We start from the raw sequence: 24,472 nt of genomic DNA, 5'->3' as shown, positions 1-24,472 counted from the left end.
CCCCGCATCCCCGCCGGCGTCTAGCCTTCGATCGCCTCGGAGACCTCGAGCCACCGGGTCTCGAGATCGGCGACGGATGCCTCGAGCTGCTGCAGCTCGTCGCCCAGCACGCCGAGCCCCACGTAGTCGCCCTGGTCGTGCACGGCGAGCCGTTCGTGCAGGCGCGCGATCTCGGCGGCGAGCTTCTCGAGCCGCCGGTCGATCGACGAGAGCTCCTTCTCGGCGGCGCGACGCTCGGCGCCGGTGAGCGCCGCCGACGCCGCGCTCCCTGAGCCTGTCGAAGGGAGACTCGACGCCACTGAGCCGGGCGCTTCGACCGGCTCGGCGAACGCCTGCCGACGCAGCTCGAGGTACTGGTCGACGCCGCGAGGCAGGTCGCGCAGGTGGCCGTCGAGGATCGCGAACTGCCGATCGGTGACACGTTCGATGAGGTACCGGTCGTGGCTCACCACGAGCAGGGTGCCGGGCCACGAGTCGAGGAGGTCCTCGATCGCGGCGAGCATGTCGGTGTCGAGGTCGTTGGTGGGCTCGTCGAGGATGAGCACGTTGGGCTCCTGCAGCAGGATGAGCAGGAGCTGCAGCCGCCGCTTCTGCCCGCCCGAGAGGTTCTTCACGGGAGTCGAGAGCTGGGCGTTCGTGAATCCCAGCCGCTCGAGCAACTGGCCGGGCGTGAGCTCGACCGCCTTCGAACCCTCCCCGACCCTGTAGGCGGTGCGCTGCTCGGCGACGACCGCGCTCACGCGCTCGTCGGCCCACTCGGCGAGCTCGGCGAGCTCCTGGCTGAGGACCGCGATCTTGACGGTCTTGCCGCGCTTGACCCGCCCGGTCGTCGGCGCCACCTCGCCCGTCACGAGCTTCAGCAGCGTCGACTTGCCGGCGCCGTTCACGCCCAGGATGCCGGTGCGCTCCCCCGGCGCGATGCGCCACTCGATGTCGTGGAGCACCGTGCGCTCGGCCGGGGCGCCGGGAGCGGCATCCGCCACCGGGTACGTCACCGAGACGTCGAGCAGGTCGACGACGTCCTTGCCGAGCCGCGATACCGCGAGCCGGTTGAGCTCGACGGGATTGCGCAGGGGCGGCTCGTTCTCGATGAGCTGGTTCGCCGCCTCGATGCGGAACTTCGGCTTGCTGGTGCGTGCAGGGGCCCCGCGGCGGAGCCACGCGAGCTCCTTGCGCATGAGGTTCTGGCGTTTCGCCTCGGATGCCGCCGCCATGCGGTCGCGTTCGACCCGCTGCAGCACGTACGCCGCGTAGCCGCCCTCGAACGGCTCGACGATGCCGTCGTGGACCTCCCACGTGTCGGTGCAGACCTCGTCGAGGAACCACCGGTCGTGCGTCACGACGACGAGCGCACCGGCATCCGCGGTCCACCGCGACGTCAGGTGCCGGGCGAGCCAGGCGATGCCCTCGATGTCGAGGTGGTTGGTGGGCTCGTCGAGGAACACCACGTCCCAGTCGCCCACGAGGAGCGCCGCGAGCCCCACCCGGCGGCGCTGCCCGCCCGAGAGGCTGGCGATCTGCCCGTGCCACGGGACATCCGCGAGCAGCCCGGCGATGACGTCGCGCACCTTCGCATCGCCCGCCCACACGTGCTCCTCGATGCCGCCGACGACCGACTCGGCGACCGTCTTGCCGGGATCGACGACGTCGGCCTGGTCGAGCATGCCGATCCGGATGCCGCGACGGCGCGTGACCCGCCCGCCGTCGGGCTCGAGTCGGCCCGCCAGAAGCTTCAGCAGCGTGGACTTGCCGTCGCCGTTGCGGCCGACGACGCCGATGCGGTCGCCCTCGTCGATGCCGAGGGTGACCTCGTCGAAGACGGTGCGCGTCGGGAACTCGAGGTGCAGGCGCTCGGCGCCGAGGAGGTGTGCCATGTCCCACCGAGCCTAGCCGCCGCGCCTGCGCGCCGACGCTGCGGAGCGCGCGTCTCATGCCGGAGCAGCCACCCGGCCGCGCCCGCGCGCGGCGTTCGGCGTGGCCCCGCCCCTTCTCCGCTCCACCCCGTCGCTCGAGTCGATGCCATCTGCACCGCCCGCCGCCTCATCCGGTGCGGATGCCATCAACTCGTGTTCCGGCCGCCAGCCCCGCGAGCCGCGAGCCGCTGTGCCCGGCTGCCGGGCATGGCCGGCCGACCGCTCGAAGCCGCGCAGAGCCGCGTCAGCTGTGCGAAGCCGGCCGTCTGCTCGAGTCGATGCCATCTGCACCGCCCGCCGCCTCATCCGGTGCGGATGCCATCAACTCGTGTTCCGGCCGCCAGCCGCGAGCACGAAGGCGAGCCGCCACACGCTCGCGCAGCGCCTCCGAGTTGCGCACCGCTCCATCGGCACTCACATCGTCCGACGTCACCTGGACGATCATCCAGTCCACGTCGGCGAGGCGCTCGAGGCGACCGATGTCTCGGCGGAACGCCGCCGCGGGGCGATGCAGGTCGCTCTGGTACTCCAGCCCCACCCGGAACTCGGGATACGCCAGATCGATCATCGCGACGAGCGATCCGTCGGCGCCAAGCACCCGGTGGTTGCACTCGGGCTCCGGAAGGCCGCCGCGCAGCAGGTCGAGCCGCAGCAGCGACTCCCGCCGCGACAGCGGACCCGATCTCGCCAGCTCGAGCGCCTGACGCAACCGGCCGGCCCCGCGGCATCCGGCGTGCCGCTCGATGGCCGCCACGAGATCATCGCGCGTGCAGCGCGGCGCGCGTCCGTCGAAGGGCTGCGTGCCGGTGAGGAGGAAATCGGCGGCGGCGACGAGGTCGTCGAGCGACAGCCGGGTCGCGCACTGCACCCACGCGCTCGCGGGATCGACGACCCGCAACCCGGTGTGCACGTTCACCGTGAGGCGCTCGAAATTCAGCACGTGGCCCACGACTCCGCGAGCCGCCGGTGGTGCCGAGCCCCGCGGCACAGAGACGTGGAGCGGCGGCGCGGACGCGACGGCCTCGCCGGAGGACGGCGGCTCGGTGGTCGGCAGCGCCGAGCCCGACTCTCCCGGCTCGACCGCCGACGAATCGTCGGCCGCCGGAGCGGGCGGAATCGAGGTCGTCTCCGCGGATGCCGGCAACGGCACACCCCAGATGGCGGCCGCCGTCTCGTGGCTGAACACCTGACGCTGCGGCATCCGCTTGGCGTACGCCTCCGCGAGCGCGCGCACGGATGGATCGGATCCGGCGGGGCGAAGGATGCCGTGGAACGGATGCTCGAGGTCGTCGGCCGCGAGCCGTCGCCAACGCACCCCGCGCTTGTTCGCCTCGCGGCGGGTGAACGACTTCACGGTGCGGAGGCTCCACGGCAGCTCGTGCGATCTGGACACCGGATCAGGGTGCATCGGACGGGGGCGGACGTGCGTCAGGCTCTCCACAGGGCGCGGCCGGCCGTTCGCGAGTTGAGGCCATGTGCACCGGATGCCTCGCCCCGCGGTGCATTTCCCATCAACTCGTGGATCAGGCGGACGGCGGGGCGGCCCGAGAACATCCGAAGACCGCGCAGGCGCGCCGGCTTCGCGAACACGCGAGGACCGCGCAGGCGCGCGGCGCGCAGCGCACAGCCCCCTCAGGCGTACGTGATCCGGGCGCCGTGCACCGGACCGTGCACGTGAACGGCGTTGAGTCGCGCCGCCGACAGCGCCACCTGCAGGTCGATCGCCGAACTCGCGTCCTCGGCGAGGAACGCCACCGTGGGTCCCGAGCCCGAGACGATCCCGGCGAGCGCGCCGTGCGCCTCGCCGAGCTCGAGGATGCCGCCGAGCCCGGGCGCGAGGGCGATCGCGGCGGGCTGCAGGTCGTTGTGCAGCGCATCGGCGAGGCGGCGCGGATCCCCCGCCCGGAGCGCCTGCAACACCGAGGCCGCGACCACGGGCGGCGCGTCGACGGCGATCGGTCGCGTGTTCTCGGCGCGCTGCCGGTCGAGCTCGCCGTACACCGCGGGCGTCGACAGCCCGAACTCGGCGAGCGCGAGCACCCAGTGGAACGATCCGGTCGCGAGCGCCGGGCTCAGCCGGTCGCCGCGGCCGGTGCCGATGGCGGTCCCGCCCGAGAGCGCGAACGGCACGTCGGCGCCGAGCTTGGCCGCGAGCGCGTGGAGCTCCTCCTTCGAGAGCACCGTTCCCCACATCGCGTCGCACGCGACGAGGGTGGCCGCGGCATCCGCGGAGCCCCCGCCCATGCCGCCCGCGATCGGAACGTGCTTCTCGATCTCGAGGCGCACCCCACCGGGCACGCCCACCGTGCGGGCGAGCAGCTTCGCCGCGCGGATCGCGAGGTTCGAGGCATCCGTCGGCAGTCCGGAGGTGTCGACGCTGCCCGAGAAGCCGACGCTGAACTCGTCGTCGGGCCACGCGCGCACCTCCTCGTAGAGCGACACCGCCTGGTAGGCCGTGGCGACGTCGTGGTACCCGTCGGACTGCACGTCGCCGACCCGCATGAAGAGGTTGATCTTGCCGGGCGCCCGGACGTGCACTGCCTCGTCGGTCGCCGCGATCGTCATGCTGCCACGCTATCCCACGACACCCGGCGCCCCCGGGTACCCTTCGACAAGCTCAGGGGCCGCCGACCGCCTGCAGCCACGCACGCAGCTCGGTCTTGACGTCGGCCAGTCGCGTTCCGTCGGTCATCTTGCCCCACGTCAACCCGATCGACGAGCGCCCATCGCCGAGCGGGCTCGCACTCGCGAGCACGAACTCGCCGCTGTCGAGCGGGAAGCGGGCGGTCGGATGCTTCGCCGTGAGGTTGAGGGCGAGCGGCTCGACCTCGAGCTCGGCCGTGACGACCGCGGCCAGCGACTGCAACGCGTCGGCCGGGTCGAGCGCCACCGTGCGGCTGACGCTGGCCTCGAACGTGCCGTCCTGCCGCTGGCCGGGCTCGCGGATGCCGCGGGCCTGCTCGTAGGCGACGGTGAGGTGCTGCGCCCACCACGCGTCGACGCCCTGCTCGCCCGAGAGCCACGCGGCGATGTCCTTGTGCCGCCAGTCGACCGCGCCGGCGTCGTCGAGGAGTGCGAACCACTCGGACCGCTCGCGTCCGGTCGCTCCGACCACGGTCTCGTCGCCGACGCCGTCGGCGCTGCCCCCCACCGGTGTGCCCATGCGACCACGGTAGTGTGCGCGTCCGCGACGCGGAAGGGTGCCCGCGGCGGCGCGCTCAGGCGTCGACGGGGGCGCCGGCCGCCCGCGCGATCGCGAGGAAGTCGCGCACCTTCAGCTGTTCGCCGCGCGACTGCGGATCGACGCCGGCCCGCTCGAGCACCGCCGACGCCGCGGCAGCCGATCCGCCGAGCACGGCCGACAGCGACTGGCGCAGCATCTTGCGGCGCTGCTGGAAGGCTGCGTCGACGATCGCGAACGTCGCGCGCCGTTCGGCCTCGGTGCCGGGCTCGACGCCGCGCTCGAACCCGACGAGCACCGAGTCGACGTTCGGCACCGGCCAGAACACCATGCGGGAGACCTGTCCGGCGGTGCGCCACGTGCCGTACCAGGCGGCCTTCACGCTCGGCGCGCCGTACACCTTCGAGCCGGGCTCGGCGGCGAGCCGGTGTCCGACCTCGGCCTGCACCATGACGATGCCCGAGGTCAGCGACGGGAAGTGCTCGAGCAGGTGCAGCAGCACGGGCACCGAGACGTTGTACGGCAGGTTCGCGACGAGCCGCGACGGCTCGCCCGGCAGTTCCGTGACCCGTAGCGCGTCGGCGTGCACGACCGTGAGCTGCGTGCCGGGCTGCATGATGCGCACGGTATGCGGCAGCTGCTCGGCGAGCCGTCGGTCGATCTCGACGGCGATGACGGATGCCCCGGCCTCGAGCAGCCCGAGGGTCAGCGACCCCAGCCCGGGGCCGATCTCGAGCACGGTCTCGCCGGCCCGCACGCCCGCGGCCTGCACGATGCGCCGCACCGTGTTGGCGTCGTGCACGAAGTTCTGCCCGAGCTTCTTCGTCGGCGTGACGCCCAGGAGCTCGGCGAGATCGCGGATCTCGGCGGGTCCGAGCAGGCGCGGCGCGCTGTCGACGCCGTCGGCCGCATGCCGATGCGCATTCACCCCGCTGCCCCCCGCACGGGGTCATCATGCCACGGCCCGTACACGGCGACGGTGTTCGACGCGACCTGTTCGCAGAACTCGTCGAGGTCGGCGCCGAGCACCCCGGCCATGAATCGCACGGTGTGCGGCACCAGGTATGGCGCGTTCGGGCGCCCGCGCAGCGGCACGGGCGTGAGGTACGGGGCATCCGTCTCGACGAGGATGCGGTCGCGCGGCGCGACCCTGAGGGCGTCGCGCAGGTTCTCGGCGTTCTTGAACGTGACGTTGCCGGCGAACGAGAGGTACCAGCCCTCGGAGGTCGCGAGCCGAGCGAGTTCCTCGCCGCCCGAGAAGCAGTGGAACACCGTGCGCTCGGGCGCGCCCACGCGCCGCAACGTCTCGACGACCTCGTCGTGCGCGTCGCGGTCGTGGATCTGCAGCGCCAGCCCGTGTCGCTTCGCGATGTCGAGGTGCGCCTCGAACGAGCGGAACTGGGCGCCGCGCCCCTCGTCGGCCGTGCGATAGAAGTCGAGTCCGGTCTCGCCGATGGCGCGCACGCGCGGCCTCGCGGCGAGTTCGTCGATCACGGCGAGGGCATCGTCGAGGGTCCCGGATGCCTCGAGCTCGGGCGCCTCGTTGGGATGCAGCGCCACGGCGGCGAGCAGCCGCGGCTCGCGTTCGGCGACGTCGGCCGACCAGCGGCTCGTCGCGACATCCGTGCCTACCTGCACCGCACCGAGGACGCCGACGGATGCCGCCCGCTCGAGGTGCTCGTGCACGTCGATCGGCAGGGCGCCGTCGGCGATCTCGAGGTGCGTGTGGTTGTCGTACACGCCGACGGCGAGCGGCTCGGGCAGCGGCGGGTACTCGGCGGCACGCCCGGCATCGCCGCGCGTGCGCAGGTGTTCGGGCGAGGCAGCCGTCACTCCGCGACCTCGACGCGCGGGAAGAGCGCCTCGAGCGCGGACACCCGCTCGCCGACGCTCCACTCGTTCGCACGGTCGATGCGCTGCTCCTGCACGGTGCCGGGCGCACCGAGCGCCGTCCAGAGTTTCGCGGTCGCCTTGGGCAGCACCGGCGAGAGCAGCACCGCGAGCGTGCCGAGGCCGTGGTACGCGGTGGCGAGCACGGTCTCGAGGCGGGCGCGCTGGTGCGGGTCCTTCGCGAGCGTCCACGGCTCCTCGACCGTGAGGTACCCGTTGAGCGCGTCGACGAGCTCCCACGTCGACGAGATGGCCTCGTGGATCGCCAGCCGCCCGACGGCCGACCACGCGGCATCCGTCGCCCGCTGCTCGATGGCAGCGATCTCGTGGTCGGCGGCCGAGAGTTCGGCGGCGGCCGGCACGACGCCGTCGCAGTAGCGGTTGATCATGGCGATGACGCGCGATGCGAGGTTGCCGAAGCCGTTCGCGAGTTCGGCCTGGTAGCGCGCCGAGAGGTCCTCCCACGAGAACGAGCCGTCCTGCCCGAAGTGGATCGCCGAGAGGAAGTAGTAGCGGAACGCGTCGGAGCCGAACGTCTCGGTGATCTGCTCGGGGGCGATGCCCGTGAGCTTCGACTTCGACATCTTCTCGCCGCCGACGAGGAGCCATCCGTGGCCGAACACGCCCCGCGGCACCTCGAGGCCGGCCGCCATCAGCATGGCGGGCCAGATGACGGCGTGGAACCGCAGGATGTCCTTGCCGACGATGTGCTGCGCAGGCCAACGGCGGGCGAACTCCTCGTCGTCCTGCCCGTAGCCGACCGCGGTGATGTAGTTGAGCAGCGCGTCGAACCACACGTACACGACGTGCGACTCGTCCCACGGCACCTTCACGCCCCAGTCGAACGTCGACCGCGAGATCGAGAGGTCGGCGAGTCCCTGCCGCACGAACGACGCGACCTCGTTGCGCGCCGACTCGGGCTGCACGAAGTCGGGGCGCTCCTCATAGAGGGCGAGCAACTGCTCGGCGAAGGCGGACATGCGGAAGAAGTAGTTCTTCTCCTGCAGCAGTTCCACGGGCTTGGAGTGGATCGCGCAGACGAGCTGCCCCTCGTATTCCCCCGTGCCCTCGACGAGTTCGGACTGCTGCTTGTACTCCTCGCAGCCGACGCAGTAGTAGCCCTCGTACTCGCCGGTGTAGATGTGGCCGTCGTCGTACAGCTTCTGCAGGAATCGCTGCACGTTGCGTTCGTGGCGCTCCTCCGTCGTGCGGATGAAGTCGTCGTTCGCCACGTCGATCGTCGCGAGCAGCGGCTGCCACGCGTCGGCGACGAGCTTGTCGGCCCATTCCTGCGGCGTCACTCCGTTCGCAGTCGCCGTGCGCAGGATCTTCTGCCCGTGCTCGTCGGTGCCGGTCAGCATCCACGTGTCCTGGCCCGCCTGGCGGTGCCAGCGCGCGAGCACGTCGGCGGCCACCTCCGTGTACGCGTGCCCGATGTGGGGCACGTCGTTCACGTAGAAAATGGGCGTGGTGATGTAGAACGAGGAGGCGTCGGCCATGCGCTCAATCCTATGGGCGCACGGATGCCGCTACCGCCGCGTTACTCCGCGCTCGTGCTCCTCGCGCTCGTGCTCCTCGCGCTCGTGCTCCTCGCGCTCGTGCTCTTCACGGTGGCGCCGCCGCACGCTGCCGTCGGCGATGGCCGGCGGGATCGCCTCCTCGACGTCCATGTGCGCGTGCGGGGTGAGCACGCCCAGCGTGACGTCCTGCTCCTTGAGCTCGGGTTCACGCACCCGCTGCCCCGGATATTCGACCACGCGCAGGCCGAGCACGATCTTGCCCGGCGCCTCCCGCTTGTCGAGCGCCCGGTACGCGTCGGCGACCGAGTCGAGCGAGAAGATGTCGGCGATCGGCAGGCGGATGCGCCGCGCGGCCGCGAGCGCTGCGACGCGGCCGAGTGCCACCACGTCGCCGGGGGCGATGCGCACGATGCCGTGCTCGTGGACAGCGTCCCAGTCGAGCACCGTGAGGATCCGTGACGCGGGCACCCCGAGAGCCTTCGCCTCGCCTGCCTGACCGCCGAGGAAGTCGATGAATGCGCTGACCGGCTCCGACGTGATCGCGCGCACGCGATCCGCGAGCCCCGGGCCGTAACCTGTCGGGATCACGCCGAACTGGCGCAGGAAGTCGAACCGTGGCTCGGCGCTCGTGCCGATGACGGTGGCACCCCGCAGCCGGGCGAACTGCGCGGCGAGGCATCCGACCCCGCCTGCGGCCGCAGTGATGACCACCGTGTCGTTGGGGCCCAGCCCGAGACCCTCGACGGCGTCCCACGCCATGGTGCCCGCGGTGTACAGCGACCCCGCCACCTCCCACGAGAGGGCAGGCGGGCGGGGCATGAGGTTCGCCTCGGGCACGACAACGTGCGTCGCCTGCGCGCCGTGGTCGACGAAGCCCATGACCTCGTCGCCCCGGCCGAACCGCGACGCGCCCGGTCCGGTCGCGATGACCACGCCGGCGAGGTCGCGTCCCTGCGCGGCCGGCAGCTCCACGGGCCATCGCTCGGGATGTTCCCCCCGCCGGATCGAGCTCTCGACCGGGTTCAGCCCCGTCGCGAACACCTCGACGAGCACTTCGCCCTCGCCCGGCTCGGGCGTCGGCACCTCGACGACCTCCAGCACGTCGGGGCCACCGAATGCGGAGTACCTCACTGCGTGCGCCATGTCGCGCCTCCCCCACCGTCATTTCTGCCCATTGTCCCCCTCTCTGTGGAGAAACGACAGAGGCGGCCGTCGCGGCGGCGCGGTTCGGACCGGAGCGATCAAGGTCCCTTCACCGGGCAATTCTGCGGGCGGGTCATACGAAATCTGCTTGAACCGAGACCCGACATGCGCGGCGTGAGCCAGCATCCTGTTCGAGATCTCCCGTGAGGGCCTGGCTCTCGGGCTGAGGATGCGGCGACTCAGGCGGTCTCTCAGGTCGGTCGCGCACTACCGTTGATCCCGTGAACGAAAGCGGTCCCGTCAAGGACTCAGAGCTGGACTACGACTCTGACCTGGTGTGCACGCTGGACGGCGTGCCGTTCACTGGCACAGCAGTCGAAGAGTCAGTCCTCGGGAAATCTGAAATCACCTTTAAGGACGGCCTCCAGGAAGGACCGGCTCGCGACTGGTATCCGTCAGGGGTCCTCAAGGGTGAGTCGCAGTTCATTCAGGGCGCGCTACACGGGACCGTCAGGGAGTTTCGCCCTGACGGTGCTCTCGCCGAAACATCGCAGTACGAGTACGGAATTCGTGTCCTCCGCCACACCTTCGGTACCGACGGATCTGTCGTCGAGATGGAGGAACTCGACGTAAGCAGCGATGAGGCCGATCTCCTCCACCGCCTGCGGCGGGATCACGGGTGGCCCAGCTAGCGTTCAGGGTGCATTGACCGGCGCCGCGAAGGCGGATCCCTGCGGGACAGCCGGCACCTGTCAACATGGCCGCATATGCCTGTTGCGTGCGGCAGACTGCGGCTATGGAAGATTCGGCGGCGGGCCCTGGCCAACAGAGAGGCGGGATGCCTTGGCGCGTCCCTCGTGGGATCGTCAATCGAACAAACCGTGGCACCTGGGGCTGCGTGGGACGGTCATTACAATTGCGCCGTGCCGTACGGGATAAGAACACCGGAAGTTGAAGCCTTTTTGAGGTCTCTCGCGAACCTCGCTCAAAGCGAGTGGGACGAGGGCATGAGGAACATGCTCAGCACCGTGCCCGAGGTCTTCAAGAAGCGCGATGCTGCGCGAATTGAAGTCGACCTCGCGACAGGCCCACGAGGACTACTCACCGAGTATCGAAACGCTCAGAAGGCGGTGCGGGACGTCGTATTCTCACTGCCCTGGGCCGAGGGAGAGTTCGGCGAACCATATCGCTCCGCCGAACTTGCTGCCGGCGCGATCATCGTCATGGATCGGGTCGAGTTCGAAGACATTGTCATTGCGTTCGTACCCTTCCGCGGGACGAGCGTGAAAGTACCGGTGGAATGGGCATAGTCCCGCTCGCGAACGCTCGCACGGACCCGTCCAAATCCGGACGGGTCCGTTCTTGTCACTGGCCGATCCCTCACTGGGCGATCGGCCGCTGTTGGCGCAGACATTTACGTATTACACTATTGCCATGAGCAAGCGCGAAACGATCAAAGGTGTGCAGGTCACCGAGGAGCAGATCTCCGAATGGGTTGCGGAAGCCGAGGCCGGCTATGACATCGACGCGCTGAAGAAGCGCGGACGTGGCCGGCCAGGGCGTGGTGCTGAGCCGTCCCAGGTCGTTGCGCTGCGTTTGACCAGCGACGAACTCGCGGCGCTGGATGCGCGAGCCGCACGCGAGCACAAGACGCGGTCGGAGCTCATCCGGGACGCACTGGCCGCGTACGCCGCGTGAACGTCCACGATTCAGCACTCAAGCACGGCATCAGCCCCGAGGACGCGACGCAGGCGGCCTCATGGCCGATCTGGATCGAAGACCTCGACGACGACTCGCCCGGTCGCCAACTTCGACTCGGATTCGACACCCGAGGTGGGTTGCTCGAGACGGTCGTGCTGGTCTTCGACAGCGGGAACGAACTGGTGATCCACGCAATGAAAGCGAGGCCGCAGATGCTCGATCTACTCCCCTGAAGTCGAATCAGAATGCGATCCCGATGAGGGATTGTTCGTCCGCGAGAGGGTGTTCGCTCCCTGTCCACTCGACGGAGGCATTCTTTGCTCCATGAGCGTCTCCGAATCACAGCAGCTTGCGGCGCTGGTCGACCGCCTCCTTGGGCGCTTCCCCACCGCGTCTGCAGATAAGATCCGAACACTGGTGGAAGAGGAGCGATCCCAGCTGGAGGGCAGCCGGGTCCGCGACTACATCGCGGTCCTCATCGAGCACACCGTGCGTGACCGCCTGCGCGCGCTCGGCTTCGACGAGACGCACCACACGATCCCGGATTCCGACGCTGGACAGGCCGGGGGAAATGTCCGGGCTGGGAAGGTCCCGATTGAGACCACCTTCAACGCGCGGATCACCATACGCAACGGCGGCCTTGGCGGGGGAACATCGTAGGCATCACTCTCCCGGCGCTGATTCGCTGAGGGATCGGCTTGCGGACCCGGCGACGGACCGGCTTTCGGGCCAGTGGTGGCTCGACTCTGGCATCAGTAACGGGCGCGGAGAGTTGCCGCAGTCTGAGACGGTAGCCACCGCGCGAGTGGTGGAGTCCCATCGACGTTCCATCTGAGCCCACGTGGTCGTGTGTCGCGGACGCCGGAAGATTCTTTGGTGGTTGGCTCGGTCACTCGAGTTCCGGCTGGGCGCGTGTACCGAGCCCGCCTTGTTAGACGACTCGCAGCACGTCGATGACGTCGTTTGTGTCAGCGCCGGCCGACTCTGCCTCGGCGACGAGTTCGCGGATGCGCCGTACGACCGACCGAGGGAGTACCGCCGCCGACTCGGCGACCCGGGTGCCGGCGGCGGTGCGGGTGACGACGAGCTTGTCTCGCTCGAGCATCTTGTATGCCTTCGCCGCGGTGCCGGGTGCCACGCCGACGTCGCTCGCGGTCTGCCGCACGGTCGGCAGTCGTTCGCCGGCGCCGAGTTGACCTGAGACGATGAGGCCGCGGAACTGGCGGTAGATGTCGAGCGCCGGACCCCCCTCTTCCGTTGGCGGCTGAATCGGCCCGCACGCGACGCAGCCGACTCGCGACAAGCAGGAGGAGAACGAAGGGGCTGCTGCACGCGAGTCTCCATCAGACCCAGGGCGATTCAGACCGATTTGCGGGCGCATTGCGAGACGCATGTCAGTGCGCGGCGGAGCCGCTGCGCTGACGACGCCGCCGTTCGTCCGGGTTCACTCGTGTTCGGGCAGCAGCGGCGGCGTCCACCCCGGATCGCGACCGAGTTGCGCAGCTCGCGCGACCGACGTCGCGCCGAAACGATCGCGTACCGCGTCGAGCACCGTGTCGAGCCGCACCCCGTCGTCCCAGTCGATCGGCAGCTCCGGCTGGAGGCTGTCGACGCGCGCCAGCTGCGACAGCGAGACGCCGATCAGGGTGATGCCGCGCTCGGCGATCTCGGACTGCGCGCCGGCGAGCAGCCCTCGCGCGACGGCGAGGAGCACGGCGGTGCGGTCGGACGCGGAGCGGAGGGTCCGCGATCGGGTGGCCTTCGCGAAGTCGCCGTAGCGAAGACGCAGCACGACCGTGCGGCACACCCGATCGCCATCGCGGAGGCGGCGGGCGAGCCGATCGACGATCTGGGTGAGGATGAGGTCGAGTTCGTCGGCCGCGCGCGGGCGGCTGCCGAGCGCGCGCTGCGACCCGATGGAGCCGCGGCGGCGCGTGGTGTCGACCGGGCGCGGGTCCCGTAACCGGGCCAGCGCGTGCAGGTGCGCGCCGGTCGCCCTGCCCAGCAGCCGCTCGGTGGCATCGGCCTCGAGCTCGGCGAGTTGCCCGACGGTGCGGATGCCGAGCCGGTGCAGCTTCTCGGCGGTCACGGTCCCGACCCCCCACAAGCGTTCCACCGGCAGCGGCAGCAGGAACGCCTCCTCCCACTCGGGCTCGACCACCAGCAGCCCATCGGGCTTGCTGACCGCGCTCGCGACCTTGGCGAGGAACTTGGTCCGCGCGATCCCGACCGAGATGGCCAACCCGACCTCCGCACGAACCCGCTCCCGCAATCGCACCGCGATCTGCTCGGGCGTGCCCGCGATGCGCCGGAGACCCCCGACCTCCAGAAAGGCCTCGTCGATCGAGAGCCCCTCCACGAGCGGCGTGGTTTCGCGGAAGATCGCGAACACGGCTCGACTGGCCGCCGAATACGCCTCCATCCGCGGTGGGACCACCACGGCATCGGGGCACAGGTCGCGCGCCTGCCGGCCGCCCATCGCGGTCCGCACCCCGCGGGCCTTCGCCTCGTAGCTCGCTGCCAGCACGACACCGCCACCGACGATGACCGGTCGGCCGCGCAGCTCGGGCGCGTCACGCTGCTCGACTGAGGCGTAGAACGCGTCGAGATCCGCGTGCAACACGGTCGCCTCGCCGCGCATCCGTCCTCCCGCCGATCGCCCGTCATGCGGATCGTCGCACGCACCGCGGACACGGGATGCTCCGTTCCCTGCCATCCCCGAACGTTGAGCGAGGTCAATCCCCGAAGCGGTCCGCCCGGAGTTCCGGCACGACGCATGCAGCGTCATGGCTGAGCGCGACTCGCCGCCCGAGCCGCGGTCAGAGGTCGAGGAAGTCACCAAGCCACGATCGGACCGACGCCAGACAATCCGTCGATACCTGACCGGTCACCCGCGTGAGGCGGTCGCGGGAGAGAGTACGCGGCTGCTCGGTCATGATCCAGGACGGCCGGTCGAGTCCGCTGGGCCCGTCGACGCGGATGTGGTTGGGCCATCCGCGGTCGGTCGTCGTGATCGGCAACGCGATGACGAGGGTGGTGACGGCGTCCAAGTATCCGGCGGATGCGATGACCAGAACCGGGCGATGGCCGCCCTGCTCCCGACCGCGCACCGGCTCGAGTGCAGCCCAGGCAATCACGCCAGGAGCGAGTCCTGGCCCCGTCACGAGTCGGCGTCAGTCAGTTCGGTTCGCTCCCACTCGGCGGACTCCGCCGCATGCGATTCGGCATCCGCGGGCGTGGATTCGGCGATCGCTGCCTTCAACAGACTCAGCCGCCACCTGCGATCTTCGGCGTCCGCGAGGTGAGCAAGGTGCGCGCCGAGAGTGAGCCCGTCGCGGGCCGCCTGCTCCTTGAGGCGGTCGCGGAGCTCGTCGCTCACCTTGATGGTCGTAGTCATACTCTGAGTATACCGTCGATGAGTTCGCTGGGGTGGTCCTGCGCTCGGGGAGTGGGCGGGGGTGAACCCGCCCGCCCCATAGATCGACCCGAGTCGCACGTCAGCCTGACCGCCGGGCGGCGAGCGCGGCCTCGTAGAGTTCCCGCTTGCCGAGACCGCTCTCGGCGGCCACCAGCGCGACCGCGTCCTTCAGGCGGGTTCCGGATGCCGCGAGCTCGAGCACGCGCTCGAGCGAAGACGCGGCATCCGCCTGCTGCTCCGGCGCCCCACCCACGACGACGCAGATCTCACCGCGCACGCCGCCCTCCGCCCAGGCGGCGAGCTCGGCGAGGCCGCCGCGGCGCACCTCCTCGTGGAGCTTCGTGAGTTCCCGGCACACCGCCGCCGGCCGCTCGGACCCGAACGCCTCGGCGAGGGCCGTGAGGCTCGCCGCGAGCCGCGACGGACTCTCGAAGAACACGAGCGTGCGCCGGTCGCCGGCGAGTTCGGCGAGCCGTCGCGTACGCTCCCCCGCCTTGCGCGGGAGGAAGCCCTCGAACGCGAACCGGTCGGTGGGCAGCCCCGACACCGCCAGCGCCGTCACCACCGCCGAGGGGCCTGGAATGGCCGTGACCTCGACGCCCGCCGCCACGGCTGCCTGGACGAGCGGGAAGCCCGGATCCGACACGGTCGGCATGCCCGCGTCGCTCAGCACGAGCAGGTCGCGGTCGCGCGCGAGCTCGACGAGTTCGGCTGCCTTCTGCCGCTCGTTGTGCTCGTGCAGGGCGATGAGCCGGGGGCGGTTCGCGATGCCGAGCCCGGCGAGCAGGCGCTGCGTCACGCGGGTGTCCTCGGATGCCACGACCGACGCCTGCTCGAGCGCCTCCCGCAGCCGGGCCGACGCGTCGCCGAGGTTGCCGATGGGCGTGGCCGCGAGGATGATCATGCCCCCAGTGTCGCAGGCGCGCGGCTCAGGGCGAGTCGGCGAGCGTTCCCTCCTCGGCCGCGACGAGCACGTCGATGGCGGCGAAGAACGCGGCGATTCCCGGCAGGTTCGCGCCCTTCTCGCGGGAGGCGGCGAGGTGCTCGGGCCGCTCCCACGTGACCACGTCGAGCCACTCGCCGTCGGGCAGCCGCACCAGCCGCGCGTCGACGAAGCCCTCGCGGTCGGCGGCGAAGTCGGAGAGCATTCCGGGCCTCGCGGCGATGAGCGCATCTTCTTGCTGGGGTTGCACGCGGAATCTCGTGAGCTCGATCGTGGTCATGGTGCCGAACGTACCGCGCCCCCACCGTCATCACGACCGGCTCGCCCGATTACGCTGGGGCGCATGGGTGCTGAGACCGGGGCCGCCGACGTGCGCGCATCGCGTGAGGCCGCGGCATCCATCGACGACGACGCCACCGAACCCGGCGACGAGACCACCGGACCCGGCGACCACGCCCCTCAGGCCCTCGAACGCCGCGGCACGCGTCTCGACGACTGGTGGGGGCGGGTGCTCGCCACCCCGCGCCGTCGCGCGCTCTGGTACTGGGGCGGGCCGATCCTCGTCACCCTGTTCGCCGCGGTGCTGCGCTTCTGGAACCTCGGCCACCCGCAGGCGATCGTCTTCGACGAGACGTACTACGTCAAGGACGCATGGACGCTCCTGCACAACGGGTACGAGTCCGACTGGCCCGACGGCGCCGACGAGGACTTCGCGCGCGGCGACACCGACCTCTTCAGCGACGACCCCGCGTATGTGGTGCATCCGCCGCTCGGCAAGTGGATGATCGCGCTCGGTATGGCGGCGTTCGGCGCCGACAGCGCGTTCTGGTGGCGCGCGTCCACGGCGCTCGCCGGCACCGTCGCCGTGTTCGTGCTCGCCATGGTCGCCCGGCGGCTCTGGCCGTCGACGATCGTCGCGGTGATCGCCGCGTTCCTGTTCGCGATCGACGGCAACGCCATCGTGATGTCGCGCGTCGCGCTCCTCGACAACTGGCTCATGTTCTTCGCGCTGCTCGGGTTCTGGTTCGTGCTCCTCGATCGGGCGCACGCGAAGCGACTGCTCGAGGAGCGGCTCGGCGATGCCCGCGCGGCCGGCCGCGATCCGCACTACGGGCCCGCCATCTGGACCCGTCCGTGGGTCATCGCCGCCGGCATCGCGTTCGGTGCGGCCTGCGCCGTGAAGTGGTCGGGCGTCTGGTTCGTCGCGGCGTTCGGCCTCTACCTCGTGGTCGTCGACGCCCTCGCGAGGCGCCGGGCCGGTGTGCCGTTCTGGCTCACGGCCGCCGTGCTCAAGCAGGGCCCCGTGACGTTCCTGCTGCTCGTGCCTGTCGCGTTGTACGTCTACCTCGCCTCGTGGACCGGCTGGCTCGTCACCGACGGCGGCTACTACCGGCACTGGGCCGACGAGCCGGGCAACGCGGCGACCGGATGGTTCTCCTGGGTGCCGCTCGCACTGCAGAGCCTCTGGCACTACCACGAGTCGGCGTACACCTACCACGTCGGCGTGCACGGCGAGCACCCGTCGCAGTCGAGCCCGCTCTGGTGGCTCATCATGTTCAAGCCGACGAACATGTACTTCGCGGCGACCGAGGACGGATCGGGCGGATGCGGCGCCGACACGTGCTGGGCATCGATCATCGGCATCGGCAACCCGCTCATCTGGTGGGCGGCGGCCGCGGCATCCCTCTACCTCGTGTACCGGCTGGTGCGCTACCGGGAATGGCAGACGGGGGCGATCCTGCTCGGCCTCGCCGCCGGTTACCTGCCGTGGCTCCTGTACCTGGATCGCACGGTGTTCCAGTTCTACTCGATCGCCTTCCAGCCGTACACGATGCTCGCGCTGACCGCGGTCATCGTGCTCATCCTCGGCCGGCGCGACGACCCGAGGTGGCGACGGCTGCGCGGCATCGCCGTCGTTGCGATCTTCCTCGGCTTCGTGCTGCTCGTCTCCGCGTTCTACTACCCGATCTGGACGGCGATCCCCGTGACTCCCGAGTTCCGGCAGCTGCACTTCTGGACGCCGAGCTGGGTGACGTGACCGCCCGACCGGGCGTATCCTGACCACGTGCCTCACGTCACCGTGAACGGGGTCGAGCTGCACGTCGAGGTCGGGGGCGAGGGGATTCCCATCCTCGGTCTCCACGGCACACCGAGCTCCGCCGCCATGTGGGCGGACGCGGCGACGGAACTCGCCCGCCACGGCCGCTGCATCACCTACGACCGGCGCGGCTTCCTCCGCAGCCGGCTCGACGGTTCGGTCGCGCCCGTCGGCCTCGACGACCACGTCGACGACGCCCTCGCCCTGCTCGACGCGCTCGATGCCGTGCCCGCGATCGTCATCGGCCGCAGCACCGGCGGCCTCATCGCGCTCGAGCTCGCCCTGCGATCGCCCCGCTCGGTGCGGGCGCTCGTGCTGCTCGAACCCGCCGTGTTCACGCTCGACGAGGCGAGCCGCACCTGGGCCGACGGCCTGCGCCGCCGGGTGCTGGATGCCGAGTCGCGCGACCCCTCGACGGTCGCGGAGTTCATCATCCGCGACGCGCTCGGCGACGCGACGTGGGACGCGCTGCCGGCCGCGCTGCGCGAGACCTTCGCCGGAACGAACGACGGCACGCGCGCCGAGCTCCACGGCGAGGGCCTGGACCTGAGCGCCCGACCACGGGAGTTCGGTGCGGCCGAACTCGCGGCCCTCGCCATGCCGATCCTCGTGGTCGCGGCGACCGACTCGCCCGACCCGCTGCGCAGATCCGCCGCGCTGCTCGCCGATCTCTTGCCGACGTCCGAGACCGTGCAGGTCCCTGGCGGTCACCTCATCCATCCGGCGGATACCGCGGTGCTCGCGTTCATCGACCGCCACGCCGCGCCCGCCGACGCGTGAGCCCACGGCCGCGCGGGGGCGTGGCAGCCGTCGGCTAGCGTGAGGTGGTGCGCGAATGGATGCCGGGACTCGTGGTCGCGGCATCCGCCGCACTCGTCGCGTGGCTCGTGCACCTGGCCGTGCCGGCGGTGCCCATCCTCACGGCGGCGGTCGCGCTCGGCATCGTGGTGGGGCAGGTGCCCGCGCTGCGGCCGGCGCTCTCGGGTGGGCTCGCGCCCGGGCTCCGCGTCGCGGCGCGGCGACTGCTGCGCGTCGGCATCGTGCTGCTCGGCCTGAAGCTCAGCCTGGTCGACATCGCCGCGCTCGGCTGGGTGTCGATCCTCGCCACGATCGCGGTGGTGGTGCTGACGTTCGTGGGCACGATCGGGCTCGGGCGGGCGCTCGGGCTTCCCGGACACCAGCCCGTGCTCGTCGCGAGCGGGTTCTCGATCTGCGGCGCCTCCGCGATCGGCGCGATGGCGGCCACCGTGCGGGCCCGCGACGAGGAGCAGGCGGTGCCCGTCGCGCTCGTGACGCTGTGCGGCACGCTCGCCATCGCCGTGCTGCCCGCGCTGTGGCATCCGCTCGACCTCTCGGCGACGGGATTCGGGCACTGGGTCGGTGCGGGCGTGCACGATGTGGGACAGGTCGTGGCGACCGCGCAACTCGCGGGCTCGGCGGCGCTCGCGGTCGCGGTCGTGGTGAAGCTCACCCGTGTGCTCATGCTGGCACCGATGGTGGCGATCACGGCCGCGGTCGAGCGCCGTCGGGCGATCGAGCCGACCGGGCCGCGCCCCGCGATCGTGCCGCTCTTCGTCGCGGGATTCCTCGCGGCCGTGCTGCTGAACACGTTCGTGCCCCTGCCCGAGCCGGTACTGCTGGGCGCCGACCTCGCGCAGACGGCGCTGCTCGCGACCGCGCTGTTCGCGCTCGGCGCCTCGATCCGGTTCGCCGAGCTCGCACGCACCGGGTGGCGCGCGCTCGTGGTCGGCCTCACGTCGTGGGCCCTCGTCGCGGCGCTCGCCTATGGCGCCGTGCTGCTCGCCTGAGACCCCGACGACGCGGTGTCGAGTTCGATCGCCCGCACGTGCAGCGCATGCCGGTCGATCTTGCCGACCTGGTTCCTCGGCAGGTCGGTCACGAACGTCCACCGATCGGGCACCTTGTACGCCGCCAGCCGCTGAGCGGCGAACGCCTGGAGATCCTGCGCGGTCGGCGGCGCGGCGAGCCCGTGCCTGAGTTCCACGAAGGCGTGCACGAGCGCGCCGAGCCGCGCGTCGGGCGTGCCGACGACGCCGCTGAGTTCGACATCGGGATGCGCGTCCAGCACGTCCTCGACCTCGCCGGGCGCGATATTCGAGCCGCCCTTGATGATGATCTCCTTGATGCGCCCCTGGAAGAACAGGTAGTCGTCGGGGTCGCGGCGCCCGAGGTCGCCCGTGCGCAGCCAGCCGTCGACGAAGGTCGCGTCGGTGTGCTCGGGATCATCCCAGTACCCGGTCATCACCGAGTCCCCGCGAACCCAGATCTCGCCGGTCTCGCCCGCGGCGACATCCGCGCCGGTGGCCTGCTCGCCCGCGACGACGATCCGCAGCTCCACGCCCTCGCGCGGCAGGCCGACCGACCCGCGCTTGATCAGTCCGAAGGGCGGGTTCATGCAGCACCCCTCGCACTCGGTCATGCCGTAGATCTGGTTCAACTCGAGCTCGGCGACCTTCGCGAACTCGGCGTACAGGTCGGGTGAGATCTGGTCGCCGCCGCACTGGATCTCGCGGAGGCATCCGAAATCGACATCCTTCGCACGAGGGTCCACGACCGCGTCGAGCAACTGGGTCGGAAGCAGCACGGCGCGGGTCGGGCGGTGTGCCTGCAACGCGTCGAGGAACAGGTCGGGTTCGCTCTCGGCGAGGATCACGACCGTGCCGCCGACCAGCAGGTTCGGGAAGACGACGCCGAATGCGGCGCCGACGTGGCAGACCGCGGTGGCGGCGAGCGAGACGTCGTCGGCAGTCAGCCGTTGGGTCGCCACCCGGCTCGTCGCCCCGGCGAGGATCGATCGGTGGGTGTGGGTGACGCCCTTCGGCTTGCCGGTGCTTCCCGACGTGTAGAGGATCATCGCGGGGGCGTCGTCGTCGACCGACGGCCAGACGGTGGAGTCGGTGGAGTCGGTGGAGTCGGTCGACGTGGTCGCGTCGTCGACGTCGGCCCAGCTGTTCGCTGCGCCCGCGGGTGCGCCGCCGTACACGCAGACGCCGGCGAGGCTCGGCGACACCTGGTCGACACCCTGCACGACCGGCAGCAACGGGCCGTCGACGATCAGCAGCTTCGCCGTGCAGTGGTCGACCGCGAAGACGACCTCATCGGTCTGGAACCGGTGATTCAGGGGCACGGCGATCGCACCGATGCGGAAGCACGCGAGGTAGAGCTCCACCACTTCCGGGCGGTTGCGCATGAAGATCGCCACCCGATCACCGGGCGACACGCCGAGCGACAGCAGCCTGCGCGCCGACCCGTCGACCGCCTCCGCCAGTTCGCGATACGAGGTGGATGTCCCGTCGAAGACGAGCGCAGGCTTGTCGGGTGTTGCGGCGAGCACGTCCTGAATGAGATTCAGCGACATGGGCGCAATCTACCAGCGGCGCAGATCATCCTGAAGCCCGGCGCCTCATCCTGATGCACGGCGCCGAGCCCCCCGATCCCACACCTCGAGCACGAGCTTGCCGCGCACGATGCCCGACTCGAACCGGGCGAGCGCGTCGGCGGCGCGCTCGAGCGGGAACGCCTCGTCGACGACGGGGCGCACCTCGCCCGCGTCGATGCGGCGCGCGAGCTCGGCGAGGTCGTTGCCGTTGCGCTTCGCCGCGAGAGCGATGAGTCGCTGCGACACGAACGGGGAGATCGCCGCGGCGCGGATCATGCGCCCGATCGGGCCGAGCACCTTGCCACCCCTCCCCGACGACAGCACGAGCGTGCCGCGCGGCGTCAGCGCCCGGCGCAGCCGGCCGAGCGGGTGATCGGCGACGAGGTCGAAGATCACGTCGTAACGCGGCCCGCCCGCCGTGAAGTCCTCAGCCGTGTGGTCGATCACGTGGTCGGCGCCGATGGCACGCACGTGCTCGGCCTTCGAGCCGCGGCAGACGCCTGTGACCTCGGCACCCATGGCCTTCGCGAGCTGCACGGCGAACCCGCCGACGCCGCCCGAGGCGCCGTTCACGAGCACGCGCTGCCCCGGCGTCACCCCGGCCGACCGCAGGCCCTGCAGTGCCGTGGTTCCCGACACCGGCACGGCCGCCGCGTGCACGGCATCGACGGTGGCGGGTCGCACCGCCACGAAGTCCTCGTGCACGGCGACGAGCTCGGCGTACCCGCCCTGGTCGGACTCGGCGTACACGGGGTCGCCGACGCGGAACCGGGTCACCCTCTCCCCGACGGCGGCGACCTCGCCCGCGACATCCCGCCCGATGGTCGGTTGCTTCGGTCGCCGGAGCCCGAACGCGAGGCGGACGGCGCGGGGCTCGCCCCGCATGATCAGGGCGTCGCCCGCGCTCACGCCGACGGCGCGCACCCGGATGAGCACCTCGTCGCCGGCCGGCACCGGCGCCTCCACCTCGGCGAGCGCGAGCACCTCGGGCCCGCCGTAGCGGTGCTGCACGATCGACCTCATGACGCCGCCTTCCGCGCGTCGGCGGCGACGGGCCGCACGACCACACTGCCGGCCTTGTGACCGGTGTCGACGATGCGGTGCCCTTCGGCGATGTCGTCGAGCGGCACCTCGCGATCGATCGGCGGCCGGAACGCTCCGGATGCCGCGAGCGCGGCGAGCTCCTCGAGGTCGGGGACCTTGTCGGCGTCCTTGCGGAGGCCCGTGAACATGATGACCGCCCTGCGGCTGCCCACCCTCGAGGTGAGCTGCTGGAGCATGATCGCCCACGACGGCACCGTCGTGAGGTAGGTGCCTCCCGACGAGAGCGCGCGCCGACTGCGTCGGAACGAGCTCTTGCCCACGGCGTCGAAGATCACGTCGTAGGCGTCGCGTGCGGCCGTGAAGTCCTCCCGGGTGTAGTCGATCCCCCGGTCGGCGCCCAGTGCGCGCACGAGCTCGACGTGGCTCGGACCGCAGACGGCCGTGACCTCGGCGCCCAGGTGCTTGGCGAGTTGCACGGCCGCGGCGCCGACGCTTCCCGAGGCGCCGTTGACGAGCACGCGCATGCCCGGGCGCACGTGCGCTCCGTCGCGGAGGAAGGGCAGCGCGGTCAGGCCGCCGTCGCAGATGGCCGCGGCATCCGTCATGTCCACCGCGGTCGGAAGCGACACGATCGCCCCCGACTCGGGTGTGATGAGCAACTCGGCATGCCCGCCCGCGTCGATGCCGGTCGCGCCGAAGATTCGGTCGCCGACGGCGAACCGCGTGACCCCCGGCCCGATGGCATCGACGATGCCCGCGAAGTCGGAGCCCATCACCGATCGTTTCGGCGCCCGCAGCCCGAACGCGAGGCGTGCGAACCACGGCGTGCCCGAGCGGGCCGCGCTGTCGGCCGCGCCGATCGAGGCGGCGTGCACCCGCACGCGCACTTCCCCCGCGCCGGGCTGGGGCACGGGCCGGTCGACGACGCCGACCACCTCGGGCGGACCGTATCGTTCGTAGGCGGCGACTCTCATGATGCTGCTCCCTGCTGGTCTGAGGTGGGGTCGGGGTACTGGAAGACGTCGTCGAGCGGGACCCCGAACACCCGCGCGATCTGGAAGGCCACTTCGAGCGACGGTGAATAGCGGCCCTGCTCGATGGCGATGACGGTCTGGCGAGTGACGCCGAGACGCTTGGCCAGGTCGGCCTGCGTCATCTCGCCGTGCCGGAACCGGAGCGACCGGATGTCGTTCGTGACGCGCGTGGGCTTCACCACGTCGGCACGCCCTTCCGGTACGCGACGAGCTTCGTGATGCTGAGCAGGACCGCCGAGAGCACGAAGCAGAGGTACACCGCGTTCCCGATCCAGAACCAGTGCACCTGGAACATCGCGAGCACGAGCGCCGCGAGCGCGCCGATCACGACGAACGAATTGCCGACGCGCTCGCCGAGCCGATCGATCTCCCGGTCGCGCACGTCGGGCGTCCGGGTCTCGCTCGGGCTCACGATCTCGAGCACGATGCGCCCGATGATCGCGGCGACGATCGCGCCGCCGATGGTCCAGAGCATCGGCACGGCGTAGTCGACGGCGTCGATCGCGGTGCCGGCCGCGAGTTGCGGCAGCACGAGGGCGAGGTAGACGCCGTAGCCCGTGATCGCGACCACGAGGAAGACCCACGTGCCCTTCTCCTCGTATGACACTGTTTCCTCCCGGATGTCAAGAATGCTTGACATTTAGTGTCAAGCATTCGCGACACCATGTCAAGCATTCTTTACACATTCGGGATGTCGCATCTACGAGTCGATGCCGAATGCACCGCCGGCAGCGGCGAACGGTGCAGAAGGCATCACCTCGACCAGAGGGTCGAGCGCGTGGCGCGCCACCGGCGCACGTCAGGCAGGCACGCTGAGGACGTCGCCGAAGTGCTCGACGACCGGGAACGGCTCGTAGAACCCGTGCAGCAGGTCCCGCCAGCGCGCGTACTCCGGCGAGCCCCGGAACCCCTGCTCGTGCGCCTCCACGCTCTCCCAGTGCACGAGCAGCAGGTACGCGTTCGGCGTCTCCATCGACCGCGAGAGGCGCAGGTCGACGAACCCCGGCATCGACGAGATGATCGGTGCGGCCTCGGCGAACGCGGCCTCGAATTCGGCCTCGCGGCCGGGGATGACGGGCAGGATCGCGTGTTCGAGGATCATCGGCTCACCGTACCGGCCGCGGGCACCCGCGCCTGCACGTACCGTGCGCCGAAACGCGGCACGCCTGCCGGGTTTCGCACACAAT

General features: G+C 70.9%; 28 protein-coding genes. 8 read left to right on the top strand and 20 right to left on the bottom strand.

What is annotated here, in order from left to right:
• Positions 1-20 precede the first annotated feature (20 nt).
• The 8 genes from EZM51_RS08300 to EZM51_RS08265 form a co-directional block, all read right to left on the bottom strand.
• A complete protein-coding gene (locus tag EZM51_RS08300) occupies positions 21-1,874 on the bottom strand; it encodes an ABC-F family ATP-binding cassette domain-containing protein (protein WP_136707804.1) in 1,854 nt (617 codons plus the stop codon).
• Between the two features lie 283 nt (positions 1,875-2,157).
• Positions 2,158-3,306 carry a hypothetical protein gene (locus EZM51_RS08295; protein WP_136707803.1) on the bottom strand — a complete coding sequence of 383 codons (1,149 nt, stop codon included), beginning with the start codon at positions 3,304-3,306 and terminating at the stop codon, positions 2,158-2,160.
• A gap of 239 nt (positions 3,307-3,545) precedes the next feature.
• The gene (locus tag EZM51_RS08290; RefSeq protein WP_136707802.1) at positions 3,546-4,478 is read right to left on the bottom strand and encodes a 4-(cytidine 5'-diphospho)-2-C-methyl-D-erythritol kinase; all 933 of its coding nucleotides are present in this window, start codon (positions 4,476-4,478) and stop codon (positions 3,546-3,548) included.
• A gap of 52 nt (positions 4,479-4,530) precedes the next feature.
• Positions 4,531-5,076 (bottom strand): hypothetical protein, encoded by a 546-nt coding sequence (locus EZM51_RS08285; RefSeq protein ID WP_136707801.1) that lies wholly within the window; start codon positions 5,074-5,076, stop codon positions 4,531-4,533.
• Positions 5,077-5,131: 55 nt separating this feature from the next.
• A complete protein-coding gene (rsmA, locus tag EZM51_RS08280; protein ID WP_136707800.1) occupies positions 5,132-6,022 on the bottom strand; it encodes a 16S rRNA (adenine(1518)-N(6)/adenine(1519)-N(6))-dimethyltransferase RsmA in 891 nt (296 codons plus the stop codon).
• Positions 6,019-6,927: a TatD family hydrolase gene (locus EZM51_RS08275; protein ID WP_136707799.1), complete on the bottom strand. Its 909-nt coding sequence runs from the start codon at positions 6,925-6,927 to the stop codon at positions 6,019-6,021. The genes rsmA and EZM51_RS08275 overlap by 4 nt, the downstream gene beginning before the upstream one ends.
• On the bottom strand, positions 6,924-8,483 hold the full coding sequence (gene metG, locus EZM51_RS08270) for a methionine--tRNA ligase (protein ID WP_136707798.1): 1,560 nt from the start codon (positions 8,481-8,483) through the stop codon (positions 6,924-6,926). Before metG ends, EZM51_RS08275 begins: the two co-directional genes overlap by 4 nt.
• Positions 8,484-8,513: 30 nt before the next feature.
• Positions 8,514-9,647: an NADP-dependent oxidoreductase gene (locus EZM51_RS08265; protein WP_211195859.1), complete on the bottom strand. Its 1,134-nt coding sequence runs from the start codon at positions 9,645-9,647 to the stop codon at positions 8,514-8,516.
• A gap of 281 nt (positions 9,648-9,928) precedes the next feature.
• Between EZM51_RS08265 and EZM51_RS08260 the strand changes: the two genes are divergently transcribed.
• The 5 genes from EZM51_RS08260 to EZM51_RS20830 all read left to right on the top strand — a co-directional run bounded on the left by EZM51_RS08260 (position 9,929) and on the right by EZM51_RS20830 (position 12,008).
• A complete protein-coding gene (locus tag EZM51_RS08260) occupies positions 9,929-10,339 on the top strand; it encodes a hypothetical protein (protein ID WP_136707797.1) in 411 nt (136 codons plus the stop codon).
• A 231-nt stretch (positions 10,340-10,570) separates the two neighbouring features.
• On the top strand, positions 10,571-10,957 hold the full coding sequence (locus EZM51_RS08255) for a hypothetical protein (protein ID WP_136707796.1): 387 nt from the start codon (positions 10,571-10,573) through the stop codon (positions 10,955-10,957).
• Between the two features lie 124 nt (positions 10,958-11,081).
• Complete coding sequence (locus EZM51_RS08250; protein WP_136707795.1) at positions 11,082-11,345, top strand: ribbon-helix-helix protein, CopG family; 264 nt, start codon at positions 11,082-11,084, stop codon at positions 11,343-11,345.
• Positions 11,342-11,581 carry a toxin gene (locus EZM51_RS08245; RefSeq protein WP_136707794.1) on the top strand — a complete coding sequence of 80 codons (240 nt, stop codon included), beginning with the start codon at positions 11,342-11,344 and terminating at the stop codon, positions 11,579-11,581. Before EZM51_RS08250 ends, EZM51_RS08245 begins: the two co-directional genes overlap by 4 nt.
• Before the next feature lie 91 nt (positions 11,582-11,672).
• Entirely contained in the window at positions 11,673-12,008 is a 336-nt protein-coding gene (locus tag EZM51_RS20830) for a hypothetical protein (protein ID WP_211195858.1), read from the top strand.
• Positions 12,009-12,279: 271 nt separating this feature from the next.
• Here EZM51_RS20830 and EZM51_RS08235 read toward each other — a convergent pair whose 3' ends face one another.
• From EZM51_RS08235 to EZM51_RS08210, 6 genes are all read right to left on the bottom strand, one after another.
• A complete protein-coding gene (locus EZM51_RS08235) occupies positions 12,280-12,651 on the bottom strand; it encodes a GntR family transcriptional regulator (protein ID WP_248305538.1) in 372 nt (123 codons plus the stop codon).
• Between the two features lie 141 nt (positions 12,652-12,792).
• On the bottom strand, positions 12,793-13,989 hold the full coding sequence (gene dinB / locus EZM51_RS08230) for a DNA polymerase IV (protein WP_136707792.1): 1,197 nt from the start codon (positions 13,987-13,989) through the stop codon (positions 12,793-12,795).
• Between the two features lie 178 nt (positions 13,990-14,167).
• Entirely contained in the window at positions 14,168-14,485 is a 318-nt protein-coding gene (locus EZM51_RS08225; protein WP_248305537.1) for a type II toxin-antitoxin system PemK/MazF family toxin, read from the bottom strand.
• Between the two features lie 23 nt (positions 14,486-14,508).
• Entirely contained in the window at positions 14,509-14,745 is a 237-nt protein-coding gene (locus EZM51_RS08220; protein WP_136707790.1) for a hypothetical protein, read from the bottom strand.
• Between the two features lie 100 nt (positions 14,746-14,845).
• Positions 14,846-15,670 carry a 16S rRNA (cytidine(1402)-2'-O)-methyltransferase gene (rsmI, locus tag EZM51_RS08215; RefSeq protein WP_136707789.1) on the bottom strand — a complete coding sequence of 275 codons (825 nt, stop codon included), beginning with the start codon at positions 15,668-15,670 and terminating at the stop codon, positions 14,846-14,848.
• 25 nt (positions 15,671-15,695) lie between these two features.
• Positions 15,696-15,989 carry an antibiotic biosynthesis monooxygenase gene (locus EZM51_RS08210; protein WP_136707788.1) on the bottom strand — a complete coding sequence of 98 codons (294 nt, stop codon included), beginning with the start codon at positions 15,987-15,989 and terminating at the stop codon, positions 15,696-15,698.
• A gap of 63 nt (positions 15,990-16,052) precedes the next feature.
• On the opposite strand from EZM51_RS08210, the gene EZM51_RS08205 reads away from it, so the two are divergent.
• Genes EZM51_RS08205 through EZM51_RS08195 form a run of 3 tightly spaced genes read left to right on the top strand, consistent with a single transcriptional unit; the run spans position 16,053 to position 19,615 of the window.
• Positions 16,053-17,747 carry a phospholipid carrier-dependent glycosyltransferase gene (locus EZM51_RS08205; RefSeq protein WP_136707787.1) on the top strand — a complete coding sequence of 565 codons (1,695 nt, stop codon included), beginning with the start codon at positions 16,053-16,055 and terminating at the stop codon, positions 17,745-17,747.
• A 27-nt stretch (positions 17,748-17,774) separates the two neighbouring features.
• Positions 17,775-18,587, top strand: coding sequence for an alpha/beta hydrolase (locus tag EZM51_RS08200; RefSeq protein ID WP_136707786.1), 813 nt, complete (start codon positions 17,775-17,777; stop codon positions 18,585-18,587).
• Positions 18,588-18,646: 59 nt separating this feature from the next.
• A complete protein-coding gene (locus EZM51_RS08195; protein ID WP_136708071.1) occupies positions 18,647-19,615 on the top strand; it encodes a putative sulfate exporter family transporter in 969 nt (322 codons plus the stop codon).
• Here the strand turns inward: EZM51_RS08195 and EZM51_RS08190 are convergent.
• The 6 genes from EZM51_RS08190 to EZM51_RS08165 form a co-directional block, all read right to left on the bottom strand.
• Positions 19,591-21,186, bottom strand: a complete 1,596-nt coding sequence (locus tag EZM51_RS08190) for an AMP-binding protein (RefSeq protein ID WP_136707785.1) — start codon at positions 21,184-21,186, stop codon at positions 19,591-19,593. The two genes, EZM51_RS08195 and EZM51_RS08190, sit on opposite strands and share 25 nt — an antisense overlap.
• 45 nt (positions 21,187-21,231) lie before the next feature.
• Positions 21,232-22,230, bottom strand: a complete 999-nt coding sequence (locus EZM51_RS08185) for an NAD(P)-dependent alcohol dehydrogenase (RefSeq protein WP_136707784.1) — start codon at positions 22,228-22,230, stop codon at positions 21,232-21,234.
• Positions 22,227-23,225 (bottom strand): NAD(P)-dependent alcohol dehydrogenase, encoded by a 999-nt coding sequence (locus EZM51_RS08180; protein ID WP_136707783.1) that lies wholly within the window; start codon positions 23,223-23,225, stop codon positions 22,227-22,229. Before EZM51_RS08180 ends, EZM51_RS08185 begins: the two co-directional genes overlap by 4 nt.
• Entirely contained in the window at positions 23,222-23,467 is a 246-nt protein-coding gene (locus EZM51_RS08175) for a helix-turn-helix transcriptional regulator (RefSeq protein ID WP_136707782.1), read from the bottom strand. The genes EZM51_RS08180 and EZM51_RS08175 overlap by 4 nt, the downstream gene beginning before the upstream one ends.
• The gene (locus EZM51_RS08170) at positions 23,461-23,925 is read right to left on the bottom strand and encodes a hypothetical protein (RefSeq protein WP_248305536.1); all 465 of its coding nucleotides are present in this window, start codon (positions 23,923-23,925) and stop codon (positions 23,461-23,463) included. Before EZM51_RS08170 ends, EZM51_RS08175 begins: the two co-directional genes overlap by 7 nt.
• Positions 23,926-24,084: 159 nt before the next feature.
• Positions 24,085-24,387, bottom strand: a complete 303-nt coding sequence (locus tag EZM51_RS08165) for an antibiotic biosynthesis monooxygenase (RefSeq protein ID WP_136707781.1) — start codon at positions 24,385-24,387, stop codon at positions 24,085-24,087.
• Positions 24,388-24,472: the final 85 nt, after the last annotated feature.

This window comes from Agromyces sp. H66, from assembly GCF_004959775.1.
Lineage (GTDB): Bacteria > Actinomycetota > Actinomycetes > Actinomycetales > Microbacteriaceae > Agromyces.
This window is presented reverse-complemented; position numbering and strand designations above follow the sequence as displayed.